We start from the raw sequence: 25,162 nt of genomic DNA, 5'->3' as shown, positions 1-25,162 counted from the left end.
GTCCACGCCGCGATCGACGACATAGAGGCTCATTTGGTGGCTCGGATCGTCGCTGCTCGGCGCCAGCGCAAGTCCCGCCGGCTTTTTCGCGTTGGCCGCGGAGATGTCGAGGGTGCCCAGCAAATCCCCGGTTGGCGTCACCATTGCCACGGAGGTGCGTGACACGATGACATAGAGCAGGTCGTGGACGGGATCATACGCGATGCCGCCGTCAGAAGGGGTGCCGAGCGATTGTGTAGAAAAGCTCGTCACGACATCATCGCCGCCCGTACTTGGGACGCCGTCAAATTTGCCGTTCGGGCCCGGAGCGATAGTGTAAATGCTATGGGTTGTGCCATCCTCGAGATAGAGCACGCCGCGGTTGGTGTCGTAGGCTACACTCTCGGGGTCCGTACTGCCGAACGCGGCGGTCCTGAACGAGGTCACGATATCGTCGGAGGTGTTGTAAAGCCCATCCTTGCCCGGGTTCAACTCGTAGACGCTCTTCGTGCCGGTATCGTCCGAGAAGAAGAGATGGTGGTTCGCCGGATTGTAGGTGACCCCGGCCGGCTCATCGGAGAAATTGATGGTGGTGAGCGTGCCCGTCAGGGTGCCGTTCAGATTCATCTGGAAGAGATTCTTGCCGGTGAAAATCGACATCTCCTCCACCTCACTATCGGCCACCAGCAGCGTGCCGAGGTGGGAGATATAGACGATATCGGTTGGATCGGGACTCGGCGGCGACCACTGCGAAGTCAGAATGGTATGCGCCAAGGTCACCGATGTCGGCAACTGGCTGCCGCCGGTGACGTCGACTGTGAAGGTGTGCGTGGCGATGCTGCCGTCCGACGAGGTGGCTGTGACGTGAAGATCGATCGTCGGTTCGGACTGAGCGTTGAGCGTGCCGCTGCTCGATCGCGTGATGACGCCGGTGCTGGAATTGATGGCAAAGCGCGAGTCGTCGATTGTGTAGCTGACCGTCGAGCCGGCATCGGGATCCTTGGCCGAGGCGGTGATGCCGACGGCGGTGCCGGCGGCAGCGTTCTGGCCGATCTGATTGGCCGCGGTGTTGGCATCGGGCGGCGCGTTGAACTTAACAGGTTCCGGGCTGTCGAGGACGGCGAGGGTGAAGCTCTTGTTGGCGGTGCTGCCGTCGGAAGAGGTTGCCGTCACCGTCAGATTGATGGACGACTGGGTCTCGAAGTCGAGTGTGCCAAGGGCCGAACGCGTGATGACGCCGGCATTGGAGATAGCGAAGCGTGCATCGTTGAGGCTGTAGGTGACGGTCGATCCGGCATCGGGATCCGTGGCCGAAGCGGTGATCCCGGTGGATGCTCCCGCCGCGGCGAGCTCGGCGATCTGGTTGGCGCCGGGGTTGGAGTCGGGCGGAGTGTTGAAGGCCACCGGACTTCCGGATCCCGGCAAGACATATTCGATGTGCAGCAGCGGCGCGCTGGCGAGATTGTATTCGTAGGAATCGGCGGTGCGCGTGCCGGTGCCGGTGATCAGGAACGCCATGTCGTTGAGCGCTGCCCAGCCCGAGCGGCTGACGATCTCCTGGACGATAGCCGTCAGGTCTGGCGTGCGCTCGGCCTGGACGTGCTCGCCCACCGTGGTCCAGGGGGCCGGCGTCCAAGCTGTCGACGCGTCGGTCGTTGCCCGTGACGATACATTGAAGCTGGTGCTGGTGAAGGGGCTTGCGTCGTCGGTGTCCTGGCCCTTGATCAGCAGCGAGGCCGCGCCGGTCTTCACCTCGTTGGCCTGGAACTGGATGTAGGCGCTGGTGATGATCGCGCCTTGCGGGATGTCGATACCGGTGAAGCGGAGACCGACCGTCTGGCGGGTAGAGCCGTCAAAGCCCAGTTCCAGATCACTGACGTTGCTCGAAATCGAGCCGGAACCTTTCTCCTCGACATCGTCGCCTGCGGCCGCCACCCTGGCCTCGAAAGTCCCAGGCGTGCTGCCGCCGGTGACGTCAACATTGAAGGCGTGGGTGTTGGTGCTGCCGTCCGACGAGGTCGCGGTGACCGTGAGCGCAACCGTCGGCTCGGACTGGGCGTTGAGCGTGCCGGTGCTCGAGCGTGTTATGACACCGGTGCTGGGATTGATGGCAAAGCGCGGGTCGTTGAGACTGTAGGTGACCGTCGAGCCGGCATCGGGATCCGTGGCCGAAGCGGTGATGCCGACGGCAGTACCGGCGGCAGCGTTCTGGCCGATTTGGTTGGCCGCGGTGTTGGCATCGGGCGGCGTGTTGAACGCAACCGGTTCCGGGCTGTCGAGGACGGCGAGGGTGAAGACCTTGTTGGCCGTGCTGCCGTCGGAAGAGGTTGCCGCCACCGTCAGGTCGATCGACGACTGGGTTTCGAAGTCGAGCGTGCCTGTGCCCGAGCGCGTGATGACGCCGGTATTGGCATCAATGGCGAAGCGCGTGTCGTTGAGGCTATAGGTGACCGTCGAGCCGGCATCGGGATCGGTGGCCGAAGCCGTGATGCCCGTGGCTGCTCCCGCCGCGGCGAGCTCGGCGATCTGGTTGGCACCGGGGTTGGAGTCGGGCGGAGTGTTGAAGGCCACAGGCTGTTGGCCGGCCGTGACGGCGACGGTGAAGGGGTGCGTGACGACGCTCCCGTCCGACGAGGTGGCGGTGACGGTGAGGTTGACAGACGGCTCGGACTGGGCGTTGAGCGTGCCGGTACCTGATCGCGTGATGACGCCGGTGCTGGAACTGATGGCAAACCGCGTGTCGTCGATCGTGTAGGCGACCGTCGAGCCGGCATCGGGATCCGTGGCCGAAGCGGTGATGCCGACGGCGGTGCCGGCGGCAGCGTTCTGGCCGATCTGGTTGGCCGCGGTGTTGGCATCCGGCGGCGTGTTGAACGCGATCGGCTCCGGGCTGTCGAGGACATCGAGGGTGAAGCTCGTGGTGGCGGTGCTGCCGTCGGAAGAGATTGCCGTCACCGTCGGATTGATGGACGACTGGGTTTCGAAGTCGAGCGTGCCTGTGCCCGAGCGCGTGATGACGCCGGTATTGGCATTGATGTCGAAACGCGAGTCGTTGAGGCTGTAGGTGACGGTCGCGCCGGCATCGGGATCGGTGGCCGAAGCTGTGATCCCGGTGGGTGCTCCCGCCGCGGCGAGCTCGGCGATCTGGTTGGCGCCGGGGTTGGAGTCGGGCGGAGTGTTGAAGGCCACCGGACTTCCGGATCCCGGCAAGACATATTCGATGTGCAGCAGCGGCGCGCTGGCGGGATTGTATTCGTAGGAATCGGCTGTGCGCGTGCCGGTGCCTGTGATCAGGAACGCCATATCGTTGACCGCCGCCCAGCCCGAGCGGCTGACGATCTCCTGGACGATAGCCGTCAGGTCGGGCGTGCGCTCGGCCAGGGCCTGCTCGCCCACCGTGGTCCACGGGGCCGGCGTCCAAGTCGCCGACGCGTCGGTCGTTGCCCGTGACGATACATTGAAGCTGGTGCTGGTGAAGGCGCTTGCGTCGTCGGTGTCCTGGCCCTTGATCACCAGCGAGGTCGCGCCGGTCTTCACCTCATTGGCCTGGAACTGGATGTAGGCGCTGGTGATGATCGCGCCTTGCGGGATATCGACGCCGGTGAAGCGTAGGCCGACCGTCTGGCGGGTCGTGCTGGCAAAGCCCAGTTCCAGATCGTCGACATTGGTCGAAATCGAGCCGGAACCTTTCTCCTCGACATCATCGCCCGCGGCCGCCAGCCGCGCTTCGAATAGTTCAGCCATAGTCGGTCTCCTCTCGTAAATTTCCTCCGCAACGACGGAATCTCCCGGTGCCCGATCGGGCGTCAGGCTGAGCCCATGATCGAGCAAGGCGATGGCGTCGTTGCGCGTGAAGAACGTGATCCTGGGAACTGACCTCGAGTTCCGCCGCTGATCAGTCTGTTGCCTGCCTCAGTCTTGGCCATGCGGGCACGACTGCCGCGAGCAGGCGCAACAGTGACAGGCCTTCCCGCCCAAGGAACAGCGACGGCAGGAGCCAGCACAACAGCAAGCCCCCCACAGAGGCCAGCAATGCCGTATCGATGAGCAGCGGAAGAGGCGATAGATGGAGGGCGCGAAGCCAGTCCACGAACGCCCAGATACCGGTTCCGACAACGCCGGCGAGCGCGACGCCAGGCAGGTGCGCAAGGAAGAAATTTGCCCACGTCATCCCGGTCACGCGGAGACTCAGCTGCGCCATGAGAAAGAAATTGGCCCCGAATGCCAGGCCGACACCGAACGCCACCCCTTCCACGCCCCAGAATTGCCCTATGAAGGCTCCGATGCAGACACCGACGGTGAAAACAGCCTGGCGCCAGGCCCGGGCGTAAACCGTTCCGGTTGCCCGCGAGACGGAATCGCTAAGCTTGTAGCTCGTGCGGAACAGCATGCTGAACGCCAGGATCTGGAGGGGGCCGACCACGCCCTCCCAGCCCCGTCCGAGAATGACCCGAACCAATTCGGGTGCGACGATCGCCACCACCACGCTGGCCGGCAGGACAAGCAGGCTGCAACCGGCGACCGCGCTGCGATAAGCGCGCGCAAGCCTGACGGGCTCTTCCTGGACCAGCGCCATGGTGGGGAACAGCACGCGATCGAGAACCTGGCCGACGATCACCGCCGGAGTGGTCATGAGTTGGGACGACAAACCGTAGACACCGAGCGCATCGGCGCCGAGATAGCGGCCCACGACAAGCCTGTCCACCTGAGTGGCAAGGTAGTTGCAGACCCGCGCAATGGTGAAGCCGCCGCCAAAATAGAGCAGTTCGAAAATCGCGCTCCGCTCGAGCAACGGCCGCATCGGGTGCCGCTGGCCGACGAGCAGCACGATCGTGCGGAACAACTGCTGGACCAGGATCGCTGCGACAAGTGCCCAGATACCGAAGCCGAGCCAAGCCAGCACTGGACCGACGACCACGTAGCCGATGGCGAAAGCGACCGCGTCGACAAGCGCGAGCCAACGGAACCGCAAGGCACGCTGGGCCGAGGCCAGCGCCACCATGGAGGCTCCTTGGAAAAGAAAGATGAAGCAGACCGCACGCACGATCGGAGTGAGCTCGGGCAGGCGAAGAAGACCGGCAATAGCGGGTGCCAACGCCCATACCAGAGCGGTTACGGTAAGCCCAAGGAAGAGCGACAGGGTATATCCGACCCGGAGATGCCGCTCCTCCAGTACAGGTCGCTGCACGATCGCAGGCGTGATGCCGAGGCCCTGGAAGATGGCCGAAAACTTGATGACGATCAGTGCCGCGGAGTAGAGACCGAACTCGTTGGGCGAGAGCAACCGGGCCAGGAGGACGAGGGCGACAAGCTCGGCAACCGCCAAGGCGCCCATGGACAGGCCCGTCCAGAACATGCCTACGACACTGCGTTTTGCCAGCCCGCGCCGGATGTCGCTCACGCCAATCTCCACATGCCGCCTTGCTTACTCGACCGACCAAAGAAGGGCGGCCATGCATCTCCCCGGAACCGATCAGCGGGGGGAGGGGATATTCGGATGGCCATGCTGAAACGCCAACGGCGCCCGCGTGGGCCGCGAGCCATGCCCGACGAGAAGGGACGGGGGGATCTCGTAGCGGTAGAATCCCATCTCATCCCGCACCTCGGGGATGATCGCCGCCAGTTCGTTCGCATCCAGGCGCAGCCACTTCTGCTGGCGGCCGGGATCGATCATCTCCTTCGCCACGCGAAGGATGTCGTCAGAGCAATGCAGCCCGCAATGTTCATAGATACGGCGCAAGACCAACTCGGGATCCTGTATCAGATCCTCATAGCGAAACGACAGCACGCGGCCTTCGCCCAGCCTGGCGAGATCCTCTCGGGCCATTCGATTGCCGCGCGCCCACTGGCGCGCGATCACTGTCAATTTTTGATGCTCCTGCAAATCCCGATCTATTCCCTTGTAGCGCGGTCCGTAGATCGACGTGTATTTTCTGTGTAGTATCCTCTTGGCGACTATCTGCTTTACGACGTCTCCCACGTAGTAATGGACTTGTGTGGCCGGCGTTTCTTTCAATAGTCGCAGAAGACCTTTGAAACTTTTTGCGCGCTGCCACTTAAGTTCCATGGAGCTTATATAGGAAAACGGATTCCTTGTAATATATAGAAATATAGCTTCTGGGAATATCTGGTGGATAAATGGCACGCGCAAGACGTTGGCGGGCGTATTTTCCATGATTTGCCGGTTGCCGTTCCGCAGCTGATAGTCGAGGAACCGGTTGCGAATGTAGCGCACGACCTTCTCGCTGGCGTCGGCTTTGACAAATTCGTCATGCCGGCGCGCCGGATCGGCATAGAGCCACAATGTTTTTGGCTCGTACCAGGTGACGACATCCGGGTGCAGCCCGATCAATTTCTGCGTGATGGTGGTGCCCGACCGGTAGTTGCCAATCAGAAAAATCGGAGGTTTCAACTCTGCTGCCGTCATGACAAGCCCCTATCGCTAAAGGTCAACCAGGATGCACGGATGCGCACGATAGCTGCGATGCTACTGGTCTCTGAACGCACGCATCATCTGGTCCGTCAAAGGCTTCATCAGGTATGAGAGCACCTTGCGGTCGCCAGTCCGTACGAACGCTTCCACCGGCATGCCGGGCGCCAGCGAGAGCGCTCCAAGCTTCTTCAGCTCGTGGGGGTCGGGGGTGATGCGTACCGTGTAGTAGATTTCGTTGGTATGCTGATCGCGCGTCACGTCTGCCGCGATCATGGAGACCATACCTTCCGTTTCGGGCGTGGTGTGGACGTTGAAAGCCGTGAAGCGAAGAAGCGCGCGCTGACCGATCGAGAGCTGATCGATGTCCTGGGGTGCGGCCTTTACCTCGACCGCGAGAGCATCGGTGTCGGGCACGATCAGCATGATCGGATCCCCCGCGCCGATCACGCCGCCAACGGTATGGACTGCCGATTGATGGACCGTGCCACTGGCGGGGGCGCGAATATCAATGCGCGACAGCTGGTCCTCGGCGGCGACCTTGCGCTCCTCGAACTCGGCGATTTTGGCCTCGACATCGCGCAGATCGCTCCCGGTCTCGCTGGAAAACTCCTTGTCCAGCTGCAGGATCTGCAGCTCGATTTCGGCGATCGCTCCCTTTGCCTGCGCAATGCTCGACACAAGTTGCGCCCGTTCACCCTCGATGCGCGTCGCCTCACGTTCATATTCGGTCAGCTTCGATTTGAGGGTGAGTTTCATTTCGACAAGACTGCGGATGTCGACGAGCTCGTCGTTGATCAGCTTGATCTCCTTCGTCTTTGCCGATTCCTGCGCCGAATAGCCTTCGATCTGCTTCCCGAACTGCTCGATGCGTTCGCGCAGGCGCGCCTTGTTGCCAGACACCTCGGTTCGACGAAGCTCGAACAGCCGCTGTTCGCTCGCCACCGTGGCAGCTATCTCAGGGTCGTTCATTCTCGCGACAAGCATCGGAGCAAGCGTGATGCGCTCGCTGCCGTCACGCTCGGCCTCGAGCCGGGATTTTCGCGCATAGAGCTCATCCAGGTTCTTCGTCACGTAGGCCAGGCTGGCACGCGGAACGGTGTCGCTGAGCTGGACCAGAACGTCTCCGGCCCTGACGCGGTCGCCGTCGCGCACAAAAATCTTGCCGACCACACCGCCGGTCGGGTGTTGAACCTTCTTTTCGCTGCTGTCGACGACCACCGTGCCGTGCGAAATCACCGCTCCCGAAATATCCACCGTCCCGGCCCAGACTCCCATTCCGCCGACGAGCAATGCGACGATGGTCGTGCCGCCCAGCAGATTGCGACGGATCGACCGTCGGTTCAAAAGCGACACGTTCGAAAGGGCAGCTGTCATTTCCCCATTCCAATCCGGGTCAGCCATCAACGAGGTGTCGGAGTGAGCTTGAAAACCGGCTGCAGGCCTGCGGTCACGGTCTGTGGCGCGGGCAAGAGTGTCGACAGAACGCTTTCCCTGGTGCCGAACATCTGCGTCTGGCCTTCTTTCATCACGAGCAGGAAATCCACTGTGCTGAGAATGTTCGGCCGATGCGCCACAATCGCTAAGATGCCGCCGCGGGCCTTGATTGCGAGGATGGCAGCGGCAAGCGCCATTTCACCTTCGGCATCGAGATTGGAGTTGGGTTCGTCGAGGACCACCAGGAACGGATCGCCATACAGCGCGCGCGCCAGCGCAATGCGCTGACGCTGGCCGGCTGAAAGCGCGGTTCCGCCCTCTCCGATCTGCGTCTCGTAGCCATTGGGGAGACCGATGATGAGCTCGTGGACGCCCGCGGCGCGGGCGGCTGCGACAATGGCCTGCGGGTCCGGCCCGGGATCGAAGCGCGCGATATTGTCGGCAACCGTTCCCGCGAACAGTTCGACGTCTTGCGGAAGGTAGCCTATGTAGCGGCCCAGCCGCTCCGACGACCACTGGTCGAGAGCGGCGCCGTCCAGCTTGATACGGCCCGCCAGCGGTCGCCATGCGCCGACCAGCCCGCGAACCAGACTCGATTTGCCGGAACCGCTTGGTCCTATGATGCCTAGCACCGAGCCGGCATCCAGGCTGAATTCCACACCTTGCACGATGATGCGTTGCGCGCCCGGCGCACCGATCGCGATGCGCTCCACAGTCAACTTCGACCCGGGCACCGGAAGCGCCATCGGTTGAGCGTCCTGCGGCAACCGGGCGAGCAATTTGCTCAGCCTGCTCCAGCTCTGTCGCGCCCCGACGAAGTTGCGCCAATGGGCGATGGCAAGATCGACGGGCGCCAGCGCACGGCCTACAAGGATGGAGCCGGCGATGATGATCCCGGAGGTCGCCTCGCCCTCGATCACAAGCCAGGCGCCCACACCCAGCATCGCCGACTGAAGCATCAGTCGCAACGCGCGAGCGAAACTGCCGAAACCGCCAACGATGTCGCTGACACGCTGTTGCAGCGCAAGATGTTCGCGGCTCGCTTCGCGCCAGTGGTCGTGCAGGCGCCTGCCCATGCCCATCGCCTGAAGCACCTCCGCGTTGCGGCGGCTGGCCTCGGCCAAGCTGTTGCGCCTCACGCTGCTTTGAACCGCGGCGCCCATCGGTCTGCGCGTGAGGATCTCCGTCGCGACCGTCAGCGTCACCAGCACCAACGCGCCGCAAGCGGCGGTTGTCCCGAGGGTCGGATGAAGGCTCCAGATGATCGCCAGATAGAAGGGCAGCCAGGGAAGATCGAACAGGGTGCCAGGCCCGGCACTCGACAGAAAAGTACGGATGTTGTCGAGATCGCGTTGCGGCTGCAATCCATCTCCCTGCTGGCCGATGTACAGGGGCAACCTCGAAACGGCGGTGAATACGCGTCCCCCAACCGCTTCGTCCAACTCAGCACCGATCCGGTTCATGATGCGGCCGCGCACAAGGTCGATGACTGCCTGCCCGGCAAACAGAGCGCCGGCCAGTATTGCCATGGCGATCAGAGTGGGGACGCTGCGGCTCGGCAGCACCCTGTCGTAGACCTCTAACATGAACATTGCGCCGGTCAGCATGAGGATGTTGCTCACGCCGCTGAAAACCGCAACGCCCGCGAAGGCTGCCTTGCATGAACGCAACGCACTGGCCAGTTCGGAGCCGGGCGCCGGTTCCTTGGTCGGGGACGGGGCGCCGGCGTTCGCGAATGCGCCGGGCAAGTCGCTTCTTCGTCTCCGCCTTGCGCTGCGGACGGCTGCCATGAGGAGACCAAGGGCCGCGACCGCCACGAAAACCTGGAGGGCGCCCGGACCGGCCAGCAGGGCCTGCAGGTCGTAAAAATAGCGCCAGCCAGCCACGAGGTCCGTCCAGGGTCGCGTCTGCGAAACCCTGGCGAGATCAACAAAGCGTGGCAGAAACTCCGCACCCGCAAGCGCGGCGGCGAGGAGGAGCAGGATTGCAGCGGGAAGTCGGACGATCAGGCGGCGGCGCGGGGCCTTGCTCGACTTCTTGCGGCGCGCAGTTGTGCGGGGGCGCTTTGGCGGCCGCTGCTTCGTCTTGGCATGGAAATTCGCCCGGCGGGGACGCGCTCCAAAGGCCGTCAATACTGTGCCAAAGATCACGTCAAAATTCCGAAGATATCTGCTGCTCTATTGGCCGACCATGCTGCGCTGGACGGCCGGATTTTGCACTTTGGGAGAGGTACCAGAGTCCGGAGCGTAGAACCCCTTGTTGGCCACGACGGAAACCTCGATGACGTCGCCGGCTCTCACTTCCGTGTTTTGATCGGCGACGATGTCGTGGGCGATCTTCTGGTCGCGCCTGAAGATGGAAATCCTCACCGAGCCCTGCAGGTCGTCGAAGGTTCTCTGTTCGCCGTAAGTGAAGATAAAGAGAAGCTTGTCGGCCACGTATCTGATTTGACTTTGGATTTTTCCGAGCTCAACTTGCGCGTCCTGGGTCTGGCCGATCAATTCCATTTCGTGACTTTGGTGCTTCTTTCGCAGCTCGCTTTCAGCGTTCAGCATCGCCTGCTGCGCCTGTTCCTGCTGCAATTCCGTCTGCGCCAGTTCAGCCCGATAGCTGGTATGTGCTCGTTCCGCCGTCAACACATTCGAGTTCGTTATCAAACCCTTTTCCCGCAGAGACCGGGCAGACTGCAGTTCTTGCAGTTGGATGTTCGCGGTCTTTTCACGTTCTTCCCTGGCCGCGGCTAGCATGGCCGCTTCCTTCTTCGCCCGATCCAGCGAGGCCTCCAGGTAGGAAACGTCATCCCGATACGCGGCAAGGCGGGCGTCCAGCTGCTGCTGTTCGGACGCGATGATGCCGTCAATCAATTGCCCGCCAAACTCGACGGGCGAATCGGGAGGAGCGACGAAGGACTTTTCCAGTCGACTTTCCGCCTGGAGCCGAGCAAGACGGACCTTCAGGCGATATTCTTCAAGCGCCAGGTTTGAGCGCGCGCTTCGCAGATCAGCTATTTCCAGGGCCGGCTCCGTGTTGCCCACAGCGCTGGCGCGAAACCCGCCTGCTATAGCGAGTGCATGGCGAACCGTTATTCCGGGTTGAAACGGATAGGATCCAGGGTGGGCCACCGTTCCGGAGATAAAAAATGGCCGGTATTGTCCGATCTCCACTTTCACGAACGGCTGGAGGATCAGCTTCTGCTGCTGAAATGCTTGCTGGATGGCCTGCGAGAGGGCAACGGTGGTCAGGCCGCGCGCTTTGATATCACCCAACATTGGCAGCGAGATCGAGCCCCGATCATCGACCACGACCTCCAGCGGATAGGATTGTTCGCCGATCACGGACACACGCAGGATGTCACCGGTGTCGAAGGTGTATCCATCTGCGCGGGAGGCACTTGCGGTGAGCAGTACAATGGCAACGGCAAGCCCACCGATCATTGCGAGCATGCTGCCGACCGCGGGTTCGAAGTTGGAAATTAGCCATCGGCACCAGTCCTTCATGCGCAGAGGCTTGGAAGGAAATTGCTGGTCAACACGCATACGCATCGTCGGTACTCCGGTTGTCTAGCCTGCTGCCATCGGGGCCCGCCGACATTCGCCGGCGGGAGCGTGACACGAGGTTCTTCCTATGGTTCGAGAAGTAAGCCTGCATTGCGAACTCCATCGGAGCAGCAAAGGCTGATCAAAATCCGTGCAGCCCGAAGGTTTGCCCGGCGAGGCGGTCGCGAATTCTCGCCTCGTTTGGCCTCGCGGCCGAAGGGGCGGGCTCGAGCACCGATTGATAAATCTGCTCGACGCTTTCGCACATGGCGTCCAGCCCCCAGGACGACAGGTCGGTGCGTTTCGCGCCGTCGGCCAGTTGAGTGCGGTGCTGCTGGTTCTCGAGAAGACCGGCGACAGCCGCCGCCGCGGCGCCCACATCCTCGGCCGGCGTCACAATTCCGTTCACGCCATGGCGGACAACCTCTTCCACGCCGGGCAAATGCGAGACCACGCTGGCTCGACCGCCGGCCAAATACTGCATCATGACGCGAGGCAATCCCTCTCGCATCGAGGTCAGCACGCACACGTCCGCCAGGCTGATCAGTCGTTCGGGCTCGCTATGGTAGCCGATCATGCGAATGTTGTTTGCGAACCGGGATCGTTCAATCGCCGATTCAACGTCCGAACGCGCCGGTCCGTCACCGGCGAGGAGCAGTCGCACGTTTGGAACTCGGTCAACGACTTTGCCGAATGCCTCAATGAACTCGACGTGGCGTTTTCTCGGTTCCAGCGCGGCCAACATCAGAACCACCGGCGGCTTTGGCTCCCCGGCAGCCGTCCCCAGGAGCAGATGCGGATCTTGCGGCCATCGCGCGTTCGCGAAGCGTGCCAGATCGAAGCCGGAATGGACGACATGGTGCTGATCGGGGCTGCCCAGATGATTGGCGATGCAGATGTCGCGCATAGCCTGACTGACATCGATGAAAGCGCGCGTGAACTTCGCGGCCAGGCGTTCGGCGGCCAGGAACACCAGCCTCTGCCCGCGGCCGACATGCACGAAAGGCAAGATGTGGACGCCATGTATGATGCCGGGGATATTGGCTTCCTTGGCGGCGAGGCGGCCGACAATGCCGGCTTTGCTTTGATGCGTGTGCACGATGTCGGGCCGCCAATCACGCATAAGGCGGGTGAGTTGCCTGAAGGCGGAAACGTCGCGGGACGGCGAGATCGGATTGATGAGTTTTTCCAGCGTCACCAGTCGAAGGGCTCCGGCAAGGGATGCCCGTAACCTCGGGTCGTATTCCGCGCCATGAACCAACAGCACTTCATGGCCGTGCCGCGCCTGAGCGAGACAGCAAGCCAACGTGTTCTCCTCGGAGCCGGCTCGAAGCAGTCTGGTGATCACATGGACGATCTTCATTTGCTTGTACCTCAGGGACATGAAATCCGAAGCGGCGGGAGATCGAGGGGATCGAGCGGGAGTATCGCCGGGCGCCTTCCGCGGCTTTCGGGGCACGGGCCGGGCTCGCCTGTGGTTCGGTGCGATCGCGTAAAAGCTGCACGTCGGGGATGATGCGGGGCGGTTGGACCGCCCGATTTGCCTCTCAGAGAGACAGCCAGATATGCCTGAACAACTCTTGGCCGACGGCCTCTATGCCGGCGCTGGCGTCAACGGTCCGGATATCCTTGTCCTTCGCTCGCAGTTCCGCCATCAGCGATAGCCGCGCGTCGAACGCTTCTTTCCTGATGTCCCCGGGCTTTCGCTGTTCGGAGACCGCAAAGTCTGAAACGAGGTGCAAAACGAGGTGTGGGCGGCGTTCCGCCATCTTCTCGTAGAGTCGCTGCTCAAGCCGGGCGAGAACTGACAGGCCTGGGACGGAGAACAGGCGAGCGGGAATGGTCGGCCCGTCCAGATATCCCCTGCCGAGCGCCTGCGGCCACCGGTCACAGATGACGATCATGCCGCGCGTCGACCATCGATGTGCGCGTTTCACCACAGCGTATCGCTCAAACGCGATCAAAACCGCCCAAAACGCCAACGCGGCGGCGACAAGTCCTCCCTTCGACCAAGCCCGGCCGGAGGAATCGTTGCCATCGTTCTGGGCCAGGGACTTCAGGCGCCGTCTATGGGGAGAGACGACGGCCTGCAGTGCCTTGCGAAGCCGCCATCCATTGCCATCGCCAGTTCCGACATAGACTTGGGCACATCCGAATTTCCACCCGAATATCTGCCTCAGCCGGGTAGCCTGAGTGCTCTTGCCCATGCCATCGGGACCTATCAAGGCCACCACGAATCCACCAGCTGCGGGCCGTCTCTTCGGTGGAAAGCGCCCCGGCAGCAAGCGGTGGAGGGATCTCAGGGCGAGATAGCAGGTCTTGCGCACCAGATGCACCGCCGCATCGGCGATAGGGGGGCGTCCCGTGTAACCACACATTTCCCGGATCGAACGCCGCAGCCTGGCCAGATCTCCGCGGTGGGCGGCCAAGGCGTCGGCGCTTTGCAGGAACCTGCAGCGCACCGTTCTTGCGCCGTCAAACGTGCAGTCGACGACCTGCAAGCCGTGCTCGTCCGACGTGGACGGCAGGCGCGCAAAGTGCTGCTTCCAACCCTCGTCGAGGGTGATCCATTGCCTCCATGGAAGCGCCGAGGCGCGGAAGGCGAAGCGGGCAATCGCTATTCGAAGCTCGTCTTCGGGAGAGACCACCGGAACCGATACTCCGTCGACGCAAATCGCCTCCCATCGCGTGATCGTCGCATAATCGAAAGCCGGATAGCGCTTGCGAAATTCCCGGCCGATGCGGGCACCGATATGCATATCGAGATGGAGATAGCGGCCATGCGTGAAGTCAGGCAGGAACCAGTCTTCTCTGCCGGCACAGACATTATCGTAGCAGGAGAGGCTCACGCCGCGCCGGCCGTGCAATTGACAGACGATGGAGCAGAAGAGCGGGTAGTCATGCTTGTCCAAAAGGACATCCAGATCATCCCGGCCGGCAAATCCGTCGTGCACGGACGCGAGATCCTGAATAATTCCGTACCTCACGCCAGCTTCATTGAGTGCTCGAAACAGTTCGCTGGCAATCGGCAGTGCCGGCGCCGTTTCAATCGGCCTGAAAGGAGCGTCTCCGTCAGTTTGATACGGCGCTGCACCTGAGTGGCTGCCCAATGCGCCCGCGCCAAGAGTCTTCGCCGACGCTGAAACATTCGCTCCCGGCGCCAACGTTTCCGCCACGATCTCCGCCTTGGCCTCCGTAGCCCAGCGTCGATACTGCTGCGGCTGCAGACGATCCCGAAGGTCTCCGGCCGCGGCCGGAGGGAAGGCTGCCGATTTGGACTTGCGTGGTGTTTGCAAGAGATTTCTCGTGATTGGTCGCGGGCGAGCATCACTCGCTCGTCGTCGCCGAAACGTCGTGGAACTGGCGTGCGGTAAGTCCAAGCCCCTCGGTGGGCTGGTGTTCCTGGGATGTCGAACGACCAATCGTCTCAGTGCCGGCCCGCAGGTTCTGACGTGACCTTCGCAGGCTACCGCACCGAGGGTGAATTGGGTGCCAACTCATCACTCCCTGCCGAGTATTTCGGCATCTGTGTAACGAAAGCGGTGAGTAAAAACTCACCGGCTAGTTTCAAGACACTATCGACAACTTGTCCCGATCAATAGTGATAGGAGTAGACCGGTTCATGATGTCGAGAAGGATTCTGACCGCTCCGGCGCTTCCGACATGATCAAGTACCCCGAGCTGGTCCGAAAATGGCCCGTCTATGATCCTGATTTTCTGGCCCGGCCTCAACAGGATGTCCGGGTGCAAAATCCCGTCCTCATCGGTTGCAGATATCAAGGATTCAACCACCCCATAAGGCGCCGGTACCGGCATGCCCTTGCTCATGACGAGCTTTCGGACGCCCACGGTCGAGTTGATCGGGTACCAGCTCTGCTGATGGACAGCCAGGGAGACGAACAGATAGCAGTCGAAATACGCGCTGGAGACGGTCCTGACCCTGCGGGCGTGCCGGACGGTTCGCCTGCGCTTGGGCAGATAGGTCCGGAAGTTCTGCGATAGCAGGTGCCGCTCGGCAAGGCTCTCGGAATGCTGGTGCGTCTGGACCACGCACCAGCGCGCAGCTTCGCCGCCGTGACTTTTGTCCGCCGAGTCAGGAAAACCGTTGTTGCAGAAGTTAGTGTGCAGCATGACGCAATACTGTGTCTTTCCCTAATTGAGGTAGTAACTGTCCGAGACACTGCTTTCGAGCGACGTGTAACGGCCGTATCTGGGCAGCTTTGGTTCGTCCACCATCGTCAGGGCAATGCCGGCAAGCTTGGACCGATCGCCAAGATGTCGAATTCCTTCGGCAACGGCCTCGCGCGAGGTTTCCCGCCACCTCACGACGAAGACGACCTTGTCGACATGCCTGGCCAGGATCGAGGCATCGGCCGCGGGTCCGACGGGTGGTGCGTCAATGATCACCGTGTCGAATTTGCCCCGAACTTCCTCAAGCAGCGAGCGCATTCGCGCCGAAGCAAGAAGGGCAGGCGGGTTGCGGGTTCTTGCTCCTGCGGGCAGCATGGATATGCCCGAGCGTTCGTCCAGATGGATCGCGTTTGCGGCCTTCACCGGCAAGGTCAGGAGATCGACCAATCCGACCTTGTCAGCCATGCCGAAGAAGGCCGTGGCGGCCGAAAGACGCAAGTCCGCGTCGATGACCAGAACCCGTTCGCCGTCGGCAGCCGCCGAGCAAGCCAGGCTCAATGCCAGCGTTGTCTTGCCTTCGCCGGGCATCGCCGATGTCACGAGCACCAGGCGCGGCGAACGGTCCAGTTCCGGCGTGGCCTGGATACCGAGGCGAAGCCGCCGCACCGCTTCGCTGTACCTGGAGAGCGGTTTGCGCTCGAGATAGGCCACAGGCTGAGCATGGACGTCTTTCGACCAGCCTGACATCCTTGGCATCGACGCAAGAACCGGAACGGCCAATTCTTCCTCGATCTGCTTCTTTGCCATGAAGCCAGAAGCGAAGAGTTCACGCAGAACGGCGCCGGCGCCCCCGAAGAAGATGCCGAAAACCACACCCAAAGCCGCAAAAAGAGGCCTGTTTGGGAAGCTCGGAGCGCCAGGAACGCTGGCATCGGTGATTACACGCACGCCGCTGTTGAGGAGGGTGGATTTCTCCTCGGTGAGCTTGGCGCGCGACAGGAACGTCTCAAAGAGTTCCTTGTTCGCGGCCGCGATCCTCTCCAGATCGCGTAACTGGACGCCAACCTGACCTTCGATTTCGGAGCGGTTGGATACCGAGTCCAGGGCGCGAGCCAGAGAAGCCTCCCGAGCTTCGGCCGCGTCGACCTCGTTCTTGAGATTGCCGATCAGGCGCTGGACTTCGGCGGCGATCTGTCCCTCGATGTCGCGGCGCTCGGCCTGAGCGGACAAGACCTCGGGATGCCGCTCGCCATACTTCAATTTGAGGTCGGCTTCCCGCCGGGTCACTCCGGAGAGCTGAGCCCTGAGCGCGTTAATCACCACCGACTGCAGCACGTCCGGAATCGACTGGATGTCGCCTCCGGCAGCCTGTACCTTGCTAACTTGCTGATATTGCGAACGTTTCTCGGACAACTCGGCGCGAGCATTGATTAGGGCGACGTTCAACTCGGACAGTTGCTGGTCAGTCAAGCTGCCCGCCTGCGTCGCTACTAGATTGTGATCGATCCGAAACTTCTGGACAGCTTGCTCCGAGCGGCTGAGCTCCGCTCGCAGATAGGCGGCCCGATCGCTGAGCCACGAGGAGGCCTTCTGGACCCCTTCGTAACGGGACCTTATTCGATCTGCCACATAGGCCTGGGCAATCGCGTTCGCGAGCGATGCCGCTTTTTCCGGATCGTAGGCGCCTACATCAAGCTCAATGACGTTGCCAAGCCCGACGCGCGAAACTCCCAGCGCGTTCTGGAGCCATACCAATGCTCCCGGTCCTATCTTGGGGTCTTCCGCCAGCTTTTGGCTGTCGACGACCTGCTGAAGAAGTGACGCAGACCTCAAGACAGCGATCTGACTTTCAATGAATGTTGGATTGTCAGAAAAATCGGAATTGGAGTAATCCTGTGGAGTCATATAGTCGATCGGAGCGTCGAGCAATATCTGAGAGACGCCGGTGTATGTTGTCGGAAGAGTATATGCGGCAGCCATAAACAGTGTGAAAGTGATGACGGCAATTCCGCACACCAGCTTCCACCGACGAAGAAAGAAATCGAAGACTTCCCTGACGTCGAGGGGCAGGAATTCCCGAATCATCCTCGGATTATCAGTTGGACTGGCCATTTCCCGAATCCTCACGATCGACAGCACAACTCCCAGCCCTTCAGCGTCGGCTGAATGGCGTTCATTTCAAAATGGGTCGGGCAGCTAGCCGTTATGCGCTCTCAAACGCATGAATCGTAAGGGTTGGTGTCCCGCCGACATGTCCAAATCGCTCTTCTGCGCCCACTCACCGATCGCGTCACCGGTAAGGCAGAAACATATCAGCTTCGCGGACATCGCCGCCATTACCATTATTGAGTAGTAACTCGGCTAAAGGTCGATCTGGTCTACCCCGTATGCCTCTCCGAGCTTTAAGAAGTCGCCGAGACACCTTCCTCTCGCCCTTCAGGGAGGTCCACTACAACGCTACGATCGTCAAGGATGCTCCTGACGATGAGAGAAGCGGCCGGCCTCGGCAGTTCTGAGGTTGACATGGACACTTATAGCGAAGTCGTTCCGAGTTTTGCAGGTTGGGTGCTCGACGGTCCCGGGGTCATTCTTCTGCTGGCGGCAACCCTGCCGCTGATGCTTCTTCTTAAGGGCCGGCAGCTGGGCTACGGGACGCTTGCCGTCATTATCGGCACTGTCATGTTGCTTTTGTTGGGTATCGAGAATTGGGCGGGAGCGGTCGCCGCCCTTCTCGCCTATTGCGTCCTCGTTTCATTGGCCTTGCTTTCCACCTGGAGGCGTATGAAGCAAATCGAGGACCGCCTCGCATTGGTCGCGTCGGCAATAGACGGCCTGGAAGTCGCCGAGGAGCGGCGACAGACCTACAGCGTCAGGCGTTCGCGCCGGAGGCCGGAAGCCGGAGCAATGGTGCAAACCGTCGCGGTCGGCGCGACGGACAATCCAGAAAGCGAGACGCGATATATCCCAGGGCCGCCTTGGCAAGAGCTGCAAGCGCCCGGTCCGCGACCGGAATCCGCGGCTCCGGCGTCAACGCAATCGGCAGGGCGCGATTTTGCCTCATCGACGGGTGGGAGCCCCTGACAAAAGGTTCGAAGACAAGGATCGGTGTTCCGGCGGCAGGTTCTCGGGCAGCCTGTCCGGACCGAGTCTCAGCAGCGCGGTTCAACTTTTCACTGCATCCGCGGCGTCGCGCGTAATGTCCTTGCTCCGACGAGATCCTGCCGGCCTCTCGCCGGGGGCTTTGCGATGGTCCAGACGATACTGTCGGGCGCAGTATGCGGGATCGGTGCGGTGGGGCCTGCATTTCGACGGCATGCGGGCACGCCGCGGCATGCTGCTTGGCATCGGTGCGGCACGAGCTGTTGTTCCGAAGTCATCGTGCGCTGCAAGCCAAAGCTGTGCTGCCTGAGCGACTTTAATATACCAAGGGTGTAGGGTTGTACCAAAAGGTGGTAGACTGCGCTGCAATTCGGATGAGGTGACAGATGGAACTTTTTGCCTAGTCGATAGTTGCAGCTTCAGGTTGACCCGGGGGGGTGGATCATGGGCTTGGGCGATTCGGGGAAATGAACTTATCGAAGCAAGTTGGATTGGTGAAAGGACCCACGCTTGCTGACGCAAGCTGGGAGAGGGGAATCTCTGTACTGCCAGGAGCCGTGCGCCGCACCTATGCGGCCAACGCGACTATTGCAGGCGAATACCACACCAAATCCTCTATTCTGATTATGATCGCCGGCTGGGCGGCATTTGCGAAGACATTGCCGAATGGCTCACGTCTCATCGTCGATTTTGCGCTTCCTCGCGAAATTGCGGTGATCGAGTTCGCCGGAAAAGCGGGCGATACGGTGACGGCCCTCTCGGACGTTATCGCGATTGAGCTGGCCGGCCCCGTCCGTACATGTTCTGCGCGTTATCCGCAGTCCATCTGCGAAGCAATCCTGCGGGCTGAGGCGGATCGATATTCAAGGGTTGCGGAACACCTAGCAAGCGTCAGCAGAAGGGGTGCCGTTGAGCGCACGGCCCATTTCCTTCTCGAACTGGCCTGCCGCTCACATCGATCGGCAACGAGCTATCCGGCCCGCTTTGAATGCCCGCTGACCCAGGGCGAACTGGCCGATGCATTGGGACTTTCGGCTGTGCATGTGAGTCGCGTGTTGAAAACGTTGCGACAGACCGCCCTGGCCTCATTCCGTTACGGGGTCGTCGAGTTGCACGATCTTCCGGGACTGATCAAAACAGCCGGATTTGATCGGTCCTACATTTCAAGCTGATGCAAGGCGCTCAGGCCTGGCACGGGCAGTTCAGCGCGCGGAAGTGCTGAACTGCCCAAACCGTTAGGGCCAAATCGTCTCCTTCCGGCAGCCTATTCTTCCAGCGCAAGCCCCAATTCGGCGCGCCGTCGCAGCCAAAGACTTGCGCGGTAGCGAGGATCCCGGGTGCGGTCATGGATCGTATCCAGGATGCGCAGAATGCGGGCAGGGCCGAGCTTGTTGCCCCACTCCAGAGGTCCGTGGGGATAGCCGAGCCCCAGCCGTACGGCGGCGTCCACATCCGCCGCCGATGCAATCTTTTGCTCGACGATCTCGCTGCCGATATTGACGATCATCGCGACCACGCGCTGGCAGACCGCGCCGCAACTATCGCTCACCAGGGTCGCCTTGCGGCCGGCGCTTTTGGCAAGCGCGAGGGCGGCGCTCCTGGCCGTATCGGATGTCGCCGCCGACGCGACGAGCGTGACGTGACGGTCCAGGCCGAAATAGGGATCGAACCCGACGCATAGTGAAGATGAGAGGCCAAGACGCATCGCTGCGCCGGCGACATCGTGCCCCTCCAACCCTACGAGGATGAGGCCGTCCCGCCCTAGCGCCTGATCCTGGAGACCGCAAACAGTGGCGCCGGCCGACGCGACCAGTTTTTGCATTTCGCCGGTGTCATTGTCGGCCAGAACGGTGACGCGATCCGGAATCCCGGCGGTCTCCGCCGGCTGTGTCGATGCGGGCGGAACGGCTTGCCGGCTGCCGTCGTAGGCATAGAAGCCGCGTCCGGTCTTGCGCCCGAGCAGGCCCGCAGCCACACGCTGCGCCGCGATGACGGAAGGGCGGTAACGCGGATCCTGATAGAACTGGTTGTAGACACCCTCCATCACCGGGTGGGAGACATCGAGCCCGGTGAGGTCCATCAATTCGAAGGGGCCCATCCTGAAGCCGGCGGCGTCGCGCAGGATCGCATCGATCTCGGCGATCGAGGCCACGCCCTCCCGCAGCATGGCCAGGGCCTCGGTGCCGAAGGCGCGGCCGGCGTGATTGACGATAAAGCCGGGCGTGTCGCTGGCGACGACGGGCCGGTGGCCGAAGCGGGCCGCAAGCTCGACCAGCGTGTGCTCCACCTCAGGCGCCGTGTGAGCTCCTGAGACGACCTCGACCAGTTTCATCACGGGCACGGGATTGAAGAAATGGTAGCCGGCAATCCGCTCAGGTCGCTTGGCCGCGGAAGCGATCGCCGTGACGGACAGCGAAGAGGTGTTGGTCGCGATGATGGCGTCCGGCCTGACGATTGTCTCCAGCGCCTCGATGAGCTGACGTTTGGGCTCGAGACGTTCGACAATAGCTTCCACCACCAGATCGGCGCCTGCCAGTCGCCCAAGTGTTTCGGCAGGTTCGATATGGGCGAGCAGCTTCTCGACTACCTCCGAGCTGACTTTGCCGGCGGCTGCCCTGGCGCGCTGACGCGACGCGATTTGCTCGATGGCCGCCGCCGCCTTTCCGGGGGCATCATCGACCATCATCACATCGATGCCTGCCGCCGCCAGGACCTCCGCTATGCCGGAACCCATCACCCCGGCGCCTACGACACCGGCTTTCCCGATCCGACTGGTGGGCTCCCCTCCCGCGCCTGCCAAGTCAGCGCCCCTTGAACGAGGGTCCGCGCTTCTCCAGGAAGGCGGCAATGCCCTCCTGTTTGTCCGCGGTATCGAAAAGCAGCTGGAAGGCTTTGCGTTCCAGCCTCAAGGCGGTTTCCAACGGAGCGTCTTCGCCGTTGACGACCGCCTCCTTGATCTGCTCGACGGCCAGCGGCGGAAGACGGCCGATCCTCTCAGCGATTTGCAGCGCATGCTGCAAGGCCTGGCCCTCATCCGTCAGGGTGCTGACCAAGCCGGCACGCTCGGCATCCTCGGCCGAAAACATGTCGCCGGTGAGAAGGAGCATCAGCGTCTTGTATTTGCCGATTGCCCTGAGCAGGCGCTGGGTGCCGCCGGCGCCCGGCATCAAGCCGAGCTTGACTTCAGGCTGACCAAAAGTGGCTGTCCGTGCGGCGATGATGATGTCGGCGTGCATGGCAAGCTCGCACCCGCCGCCCAGCGCGAAGCCTTCGACCGCGGCAATGACCGGCTTCGGGCACCTGGCGATCGCGTCCCAGTAGCGGTGGGTGCGCTGCAGAAGCATGTCGGCCGAGCCGAGCTTTTCGAACGCTTTTATGTCGGCTCCTGCAGCGAAGTTGCCGCCGCGCCCAGCAATAACGATCGAGCGGATTTCCGTGTCCTCGGAAAAGCTTGCCACGGCGGCGGCCAGCTTCTCCCGCACTTCGAGGTTGAGCGCGTTGCGCACTTGCGGACGATTGATTTCGACCAGCCCCACCTTCTCGACAGGGCGGCTCTCGACGACAACGAGGGAGTCTTTCGCGGAATTCATTTCGTGCTGCGGAATCTAACAGGGAAACTCAATTTCATACCCGAACTATGGTCAGCAGCCGCGAAGCCCGCAAGGACATTGTTTGCTGTGGCCGGTGCGATCGGGGCGGTCCGCAGGCCGGAGCCGGCTTCTCAGCGTCATGCTTTCGCTCGAGCTCCGATGTCCCTTAGCGATGCTCCAGCAAGATGCGCGTCACATGCTCGGCGATGGCCAGGCTCGAGGTCAGCCCGGGGCTTTCGATGCCAAATAGATTGACCAGGCCCGCGATGCCATGCGTCCCGGTATCCTGGATGACGAAATCGCTGTTGGCTTCGCCGGGACCGGAAAGCTTTGGTCTGATACCGCTATACGCCGGCTGCAGGCTGCCGTCGGCCAGTTCCGGCCAGTATTTGCGGATTTCAGCATAGAAGCGGGTGCCGCGTGCGGGGTCGACGCGGTAATCGAGCGCATCGGTCCATTCGACGTCAGGCCCAAAGCGCGCCGTGCCACCGAGGTCGAGCGTCAGATGGACGCCAAGCCCGCCGGGCTCCGGCACGGGATAGATGAGGTGCGAAAAGGGCGCTCGCGTCGCCACTGAAAAATAGTTGCCTTTGGCGTAGCGAAGCCCGGGCAGGAACCGGCGATCGAATCCTGTGATCGAGCCGGCAAGGGCGACAGCGCCGAGCCCCGCCGCGTTCACGAGCCGCGATGTGGCGATCTCGAAATCTTCGCCGCTTCCCGTGCTGGTTGTCTGGAGAACGATGCGGTCGGCTTCGATCCGGCCCGACACGATGCGGGTGTTGAGCGACAGCATCGCACCGCCGCCCTCGGCTTCGCCGAGCAGGGCGAGCATCAGCGCGTGGCTGTCGATGATGCCGGTGGAGGGCGAAAGCAGGCCAGCGGTGCAATGCAGCGCCGGCTCAAGCTTGTGAGCCTCGGCGGCAGAGAGGAAACGCAAGTCACCGACACCGCAGGCCGCGGCATTGGCTCGGATATTGGCAAGCACCGGCTCCTGCGCATCATCGGTCGCGACGATCAGCTTGCCGCAGCGCCGGTGCGGAATCGAGCGCTCGGCGCAGTAGCGATAGAGCATCTCGCGTCCGGCCACGCAGAGCCGCGCCTTGAGCGAGCCTTGCGGATAATAGATGCCGGCATGGATGACTTCCGAATTGCGCGAGCTCGTCTCGGTGCCGATGGCATCCGCCGCTTCGAGGATCAGCGTGTCGAAACCTTGCGCGGCAAGGCCGCGCGCGATTGCGAGGCCGACCACGCCGGCACCGGCAATCACGCAGTCAACCCGTTCCATGCCCAGTCCATTCGGTTGCGCGAGCGGCGCCTCACAGCCCTTTCTCAAGGATCATCTGGCTGTTGTCCATTGCTGTCGGGCAATGATGTGCCCGCCGCCGCTTCCGAGACCGACCATGCGCCAGGTTCCCATGGCGCTATCGATCGTGACAGGGCGGCTCTTGCGGCTTGAACCCGCGATGATGCATCACAGCTCAGACACGAGGGCAAATTTCGGACTTCTCGACCAGCGAGATGGTCCTACACTCGCAGACAGGAGCCATCATGGACGCCAGACCGAATTCCCCTGAAGCCCGCGACATCCGCTACCACATGCACGCCTACACCAATGCCCGCAAGCATCAGGAAACGGGACCGCTGGTCATCGAAAAGGGCGACGGCGTCTATGTCGAGGACATTGCCGGCAACCGCTATATCGAGGCGATGGCCGGCCTGTGGAGCGTTGCCGTCGGCTTCTCGGAAAAGCGACTGGTCGAGGCGGCCACGCGGCAGATGTCGAAGCTGCCCTTCTACCACGATTTCGGCTCGAAGGCGCATTCGCCGCTGATCGATCTGGCCGAGAAGCTGGTGCAGATGGCACCGGTGCCGATGAGCAAGGCCTACTTCACCAATTCGGGCTCCGAGGCCAACGACACGGCGATCAAGATGATCTGGTACCGGTCGAACGCGCTCGGCCAGCCGACGCGCAAGAAGATCATCAGCCGCAAGCGCGGCTATCATGGCGTCACCATCGCGTCCGCAAGCCTGACCGGGCTGCCGAACAATCATCTGTCCTTCGACCTGCCGATCGCCAATATTCTGCACACCTCGACGCCGCACCACTGGCGCGATGCCGAGCCCGGCGAAAGCGAGGAGCAGTTTTCCAGCCGTCTGGCCGACGACCTGGAAAAGCTGATCCTCGCAGAGGGGCCGGAAACCATCGCCGCCTTTATCGGCGAGCCGATCATGGGCGCCGGCGGCGTGGTCATTCCGCCCGCCGGCTATTGGGGAAAAATCCAGGCGGTGCTGTCGAAATACGACATTCTTTTAGTGGCCGACGAGGTCATCTGCGGCTTCGGCCGCACCGGCGAGATGTTCGGTTCGCAGACCTTCGGCATCAAGCCCGACATCATGGTGTTGTCCAAGCAGATCTCGTCGTCCTACCTGCCGATCTCGGCGCTGCTGATCAACGACAAGGTTTTCGAACCGATCGCCGACGAGAGCGATCGCATCGGCACCTTCGGCCACGGCTTCACCGGCGGCGGTCATCCTGTAGCCGCGGCCGTCGCGCTGGAAAACCTCAAGCTGATCGAGGAGCGCGACCTTGTCGGCAATGCGCGCACGGTCGGCGCGCATTTGCAGGCCAGGCTGCGCAAGCTCGGTTCCCATCCACTGGTGGGCGAGGTGCGTGGCGTCGGCCTGATCGCCGCCGTCGAACTGGTCGCCGACAAGGCGAGCAAGGCGCCATGGGGCAAGCCTGCGGCTCTCGGTGCGCTGGTCAATGGGTTCATGCAGCACAACGGCGTGATCTCGCGCAACATGGGCGATGCGATCGCTTTCTGTCCGCCGATGATCATTACCGAGGCTCAGGTCGACGCTTTGGTCGACGCGTTCGAACGGTCGCTCGAGGCCGCGCTGCCGCAGGTGCGGCCACGGGACTGACCCATCGATCACTATGGCAGCGCCCGTGTCGGCTC

General features: G+C 62.1%; 15 protein-coding genes and 1 pseudogene. 3 read left to right on the top strand and 13 right to left on the bottom strand.

From position 1 onward, the window contains the following. The 10 genes and pseudogenes from EOA49_RS33405 to EOA49_RS11375 all read right to left on the bottom strand — a co-directional run. Positions 1-3,723, bottom strand: a pseudogene (locus tag EOA49_RS33405) (hypothetical protein); the annotation flags it as partial. A gap of 151 nt (positions 3,724-3,874) precedes the next feature. Beyond that, positions 3,875-5,380 carry a lipopolysaccharide biosynthesis protein gene (locus tag EOA49_RS11415; protein ID WP_245307672.1) on the bottom strand — a complete coding sequence of 502 codons (1,506 nt, stop codon included), beginning with the start codon at positions 5,378-5,380 and terminating at the stop codon, positions 3,875-3,877. Positions 5,381-5,452: 72 nt separating this feature from the next. Further along, the gene (locus EOA49_RS11410; protein WP_127241303.1) at positions 5,453-6,406 is read right to left on the bottom strand and encodes a sulfotransferase; all 954 of its coding nucleotides are present in this window, start codon (positions 6,404-6,406) and stop codon (positions 5,453-5,455) included. 60 nt (positions 6,407-6,466) lie between these two features. Next, on the bottom strand, positions 6,467-7,813 hold the full coding sequence (locus EOA49_RS11405) for an HlyD family type I secretion periplasmic adaptor subunit (RefSeq protein ID WP_164746864.1): 1,347 nt from the start codon (positions 7,811-7,813) through the stop codon (positions 6,467-6,469). Further along, entirely contained in the window at positions 7,813-9,996 is a 2,184-nt protein-coding gene (locus EOA49_RS11400; RefSeq protein ID WP_245460605.1) for a type I secretion system permease/ATPase, read from the bottom strand. Before EOA49_RS11400 ends, EOA49_RS11405 begins: the two co-directional genes overlap by 1 nt. Positions 9,997-10,023: 27 nt before the next feature. Further along, a complete protein-coding gene (locus EOA49_RS11395; protein WP_245460604.1) occupies positions 10,024-11,388 on the bottom strand; it encodes a polysaccharide biosynthesis/export family protein in 1,365 nt (454 codons plus the stop codon). A gap of 136 nt (positions 11,389-11,524) precedes the next feature. Beyond that, positions 11,525-12,745: a glycosyltransferase gene (locus EOA49_RS11390; protein WP_095825010.1), complete on the bottom strand. Its 1,221-nt coding sequence runs from the start codon at positions 12,743-12,745 to the stop codon at positions 11,525-11,527. Positions 12,746-12,929: 184 nt separating this feature from the next. Then, the gene (locus EOA49_RS11385; protein WP_245460602.1) at positions 12,930-14,678 is read right to left on the bottom strand and encodes a hypothetical protein; all 1,749 of its coding nucleotides are present in this window, start codon (positions 14,676-14,678) and stop codon (positions 12,930-12,932) included. 271 nt (positions 14,679-14,949) lie between these two features. Further along, a complete protein-coding gene (locus tag EOA49_RS11380; protein ID WP_095802267.1) occupies positions 14,950-15,513 on the bottom strand; it encodes a transcription termination/antitermination NusG family protein in 564 nt (187 codons plus the stop codon). 21 nt (positions 15,514-15,534) lie between these two features. Then, complete coding sequence (locus EOA49_RS11375; protein WP_127239875.1) at positions 15,535-17,625, bottom strand: polysaccharide biosynthesis tyrosine autokinase; 2,091 nt, start codon at positions 17,623-17,625, stop codon at positions 15,535-15,537. Between the two features lie 411 nt (positions 17,626-18,036). Between EOA49_RS11375 and EOA49_RS11370 the strand changes: the two genes are divergently transcribed. Both EOA49_RS11370 and EOA49_RS11365 read left to right on the top strand, forming a co-directional pair. Beyond that, a complete protein-coding gene (locus EOA49_RS11370) occupies positions 18,037-18,594 on the top strand; it encodes a hypothetical protein (RefSeq protein WP_127213737.1) in 558 nt (185 codons plus the stop codon). 575 nt (positions 18,595-19,169) lie between these two features. Continuing rightward, positions 19,170-19,784 carry a Crp/Fnr family transcriptional regulator gene (locus EOA49_RS11365; RefSeq protein ID WP_067328760.1) on the top strand — a complete coding sequence of 205 codons (615 nt, stop codon included), beginning with the start codon at positions 19,170-19,172 and terminating at the stop codon, positions 19,782-19,784. A gap of 92 nt (positions 19,785-19,876) precedes the next feature. Here the strand turns inward: EOA49_RS11365 and EOA49_RS11360 are convergent, their stop codons facing one another. The 3 genes from EOA49_RS11360 to EOA49_RS11350 all read right to left on the bottom strand — a co-directional run bounded on the left by EOA49_RS11360 (position 19,877) and on the right by EOA49_RS11350 (position 23,487). Continuing rightward, complete coding sequence (locus EOA49_RS11360; RefSeq protein ID WP_278053314.1) at positions 19,877-21,412, bottom strand: 3-hydroxyacyl-CoA dehydrogenase; 1,536 nt, start codon at positions 21,410-21,412, stop codon at positions 19,877-19,879. Position 21,413: 1 nt separating this feature from the next. Then, positions 21,414-22,202: an enoyl-CoA hydratase-related protein gene (locus tag EOA49_RS11355; protein WP_095825005.1), complete on the bottom strand. Its 789-nt coding sequence runs from the start codon at positions 22,200-22,202 to the stop codon at positions 21,414-21,416. Between the two features lie 166 nt (positions 22,203-22,368). Further along, a complete protein-coding gene (locus EOA49_RS11350) occupies positions 22,369-23,487 on the bottom strand; it encodes an NAD(P)/FAD-dependent oxidoreductase (RefSeq protein WP_067328766.1) in 1,119 nt (372 codons plus the stop codon). 263 nt (positions 23,488-23,750) lie between these two features. Between EOA49_RS11350 and EOA49_RS11345 the strand changes: the two genes are divergently transcribed. Then, the gene (locus EOA49_RS11345) at positions 23,751-25,127 is read left to right on the top strand and encodes an aspartate aminotransferase family protein (RefSeq protein WP_127239876.1); all 1,377 of its coding nucleotides are present in this window, start codon (positions 23,751-23,753) and stop codon (positions 25,125-25,127) included. The last annotated feature ends 35 nt before the right edge of the window (positions 25,128-25,162 follow it).

Source organism: Mesorhizobium sp. M1A.F.Ca.IN.020.04.1.1 (genome assembly GCF_003997315.1).
Taxonomy (GTDB): Bacteria; Pseudomonadota; Alphaproteobacteria; order Rhizobiales; family Rhizobiaceae; genus Mesorhizobium.
This window is presented reverse-complemented; position numbering and strand designations above follow the sequence as displayed.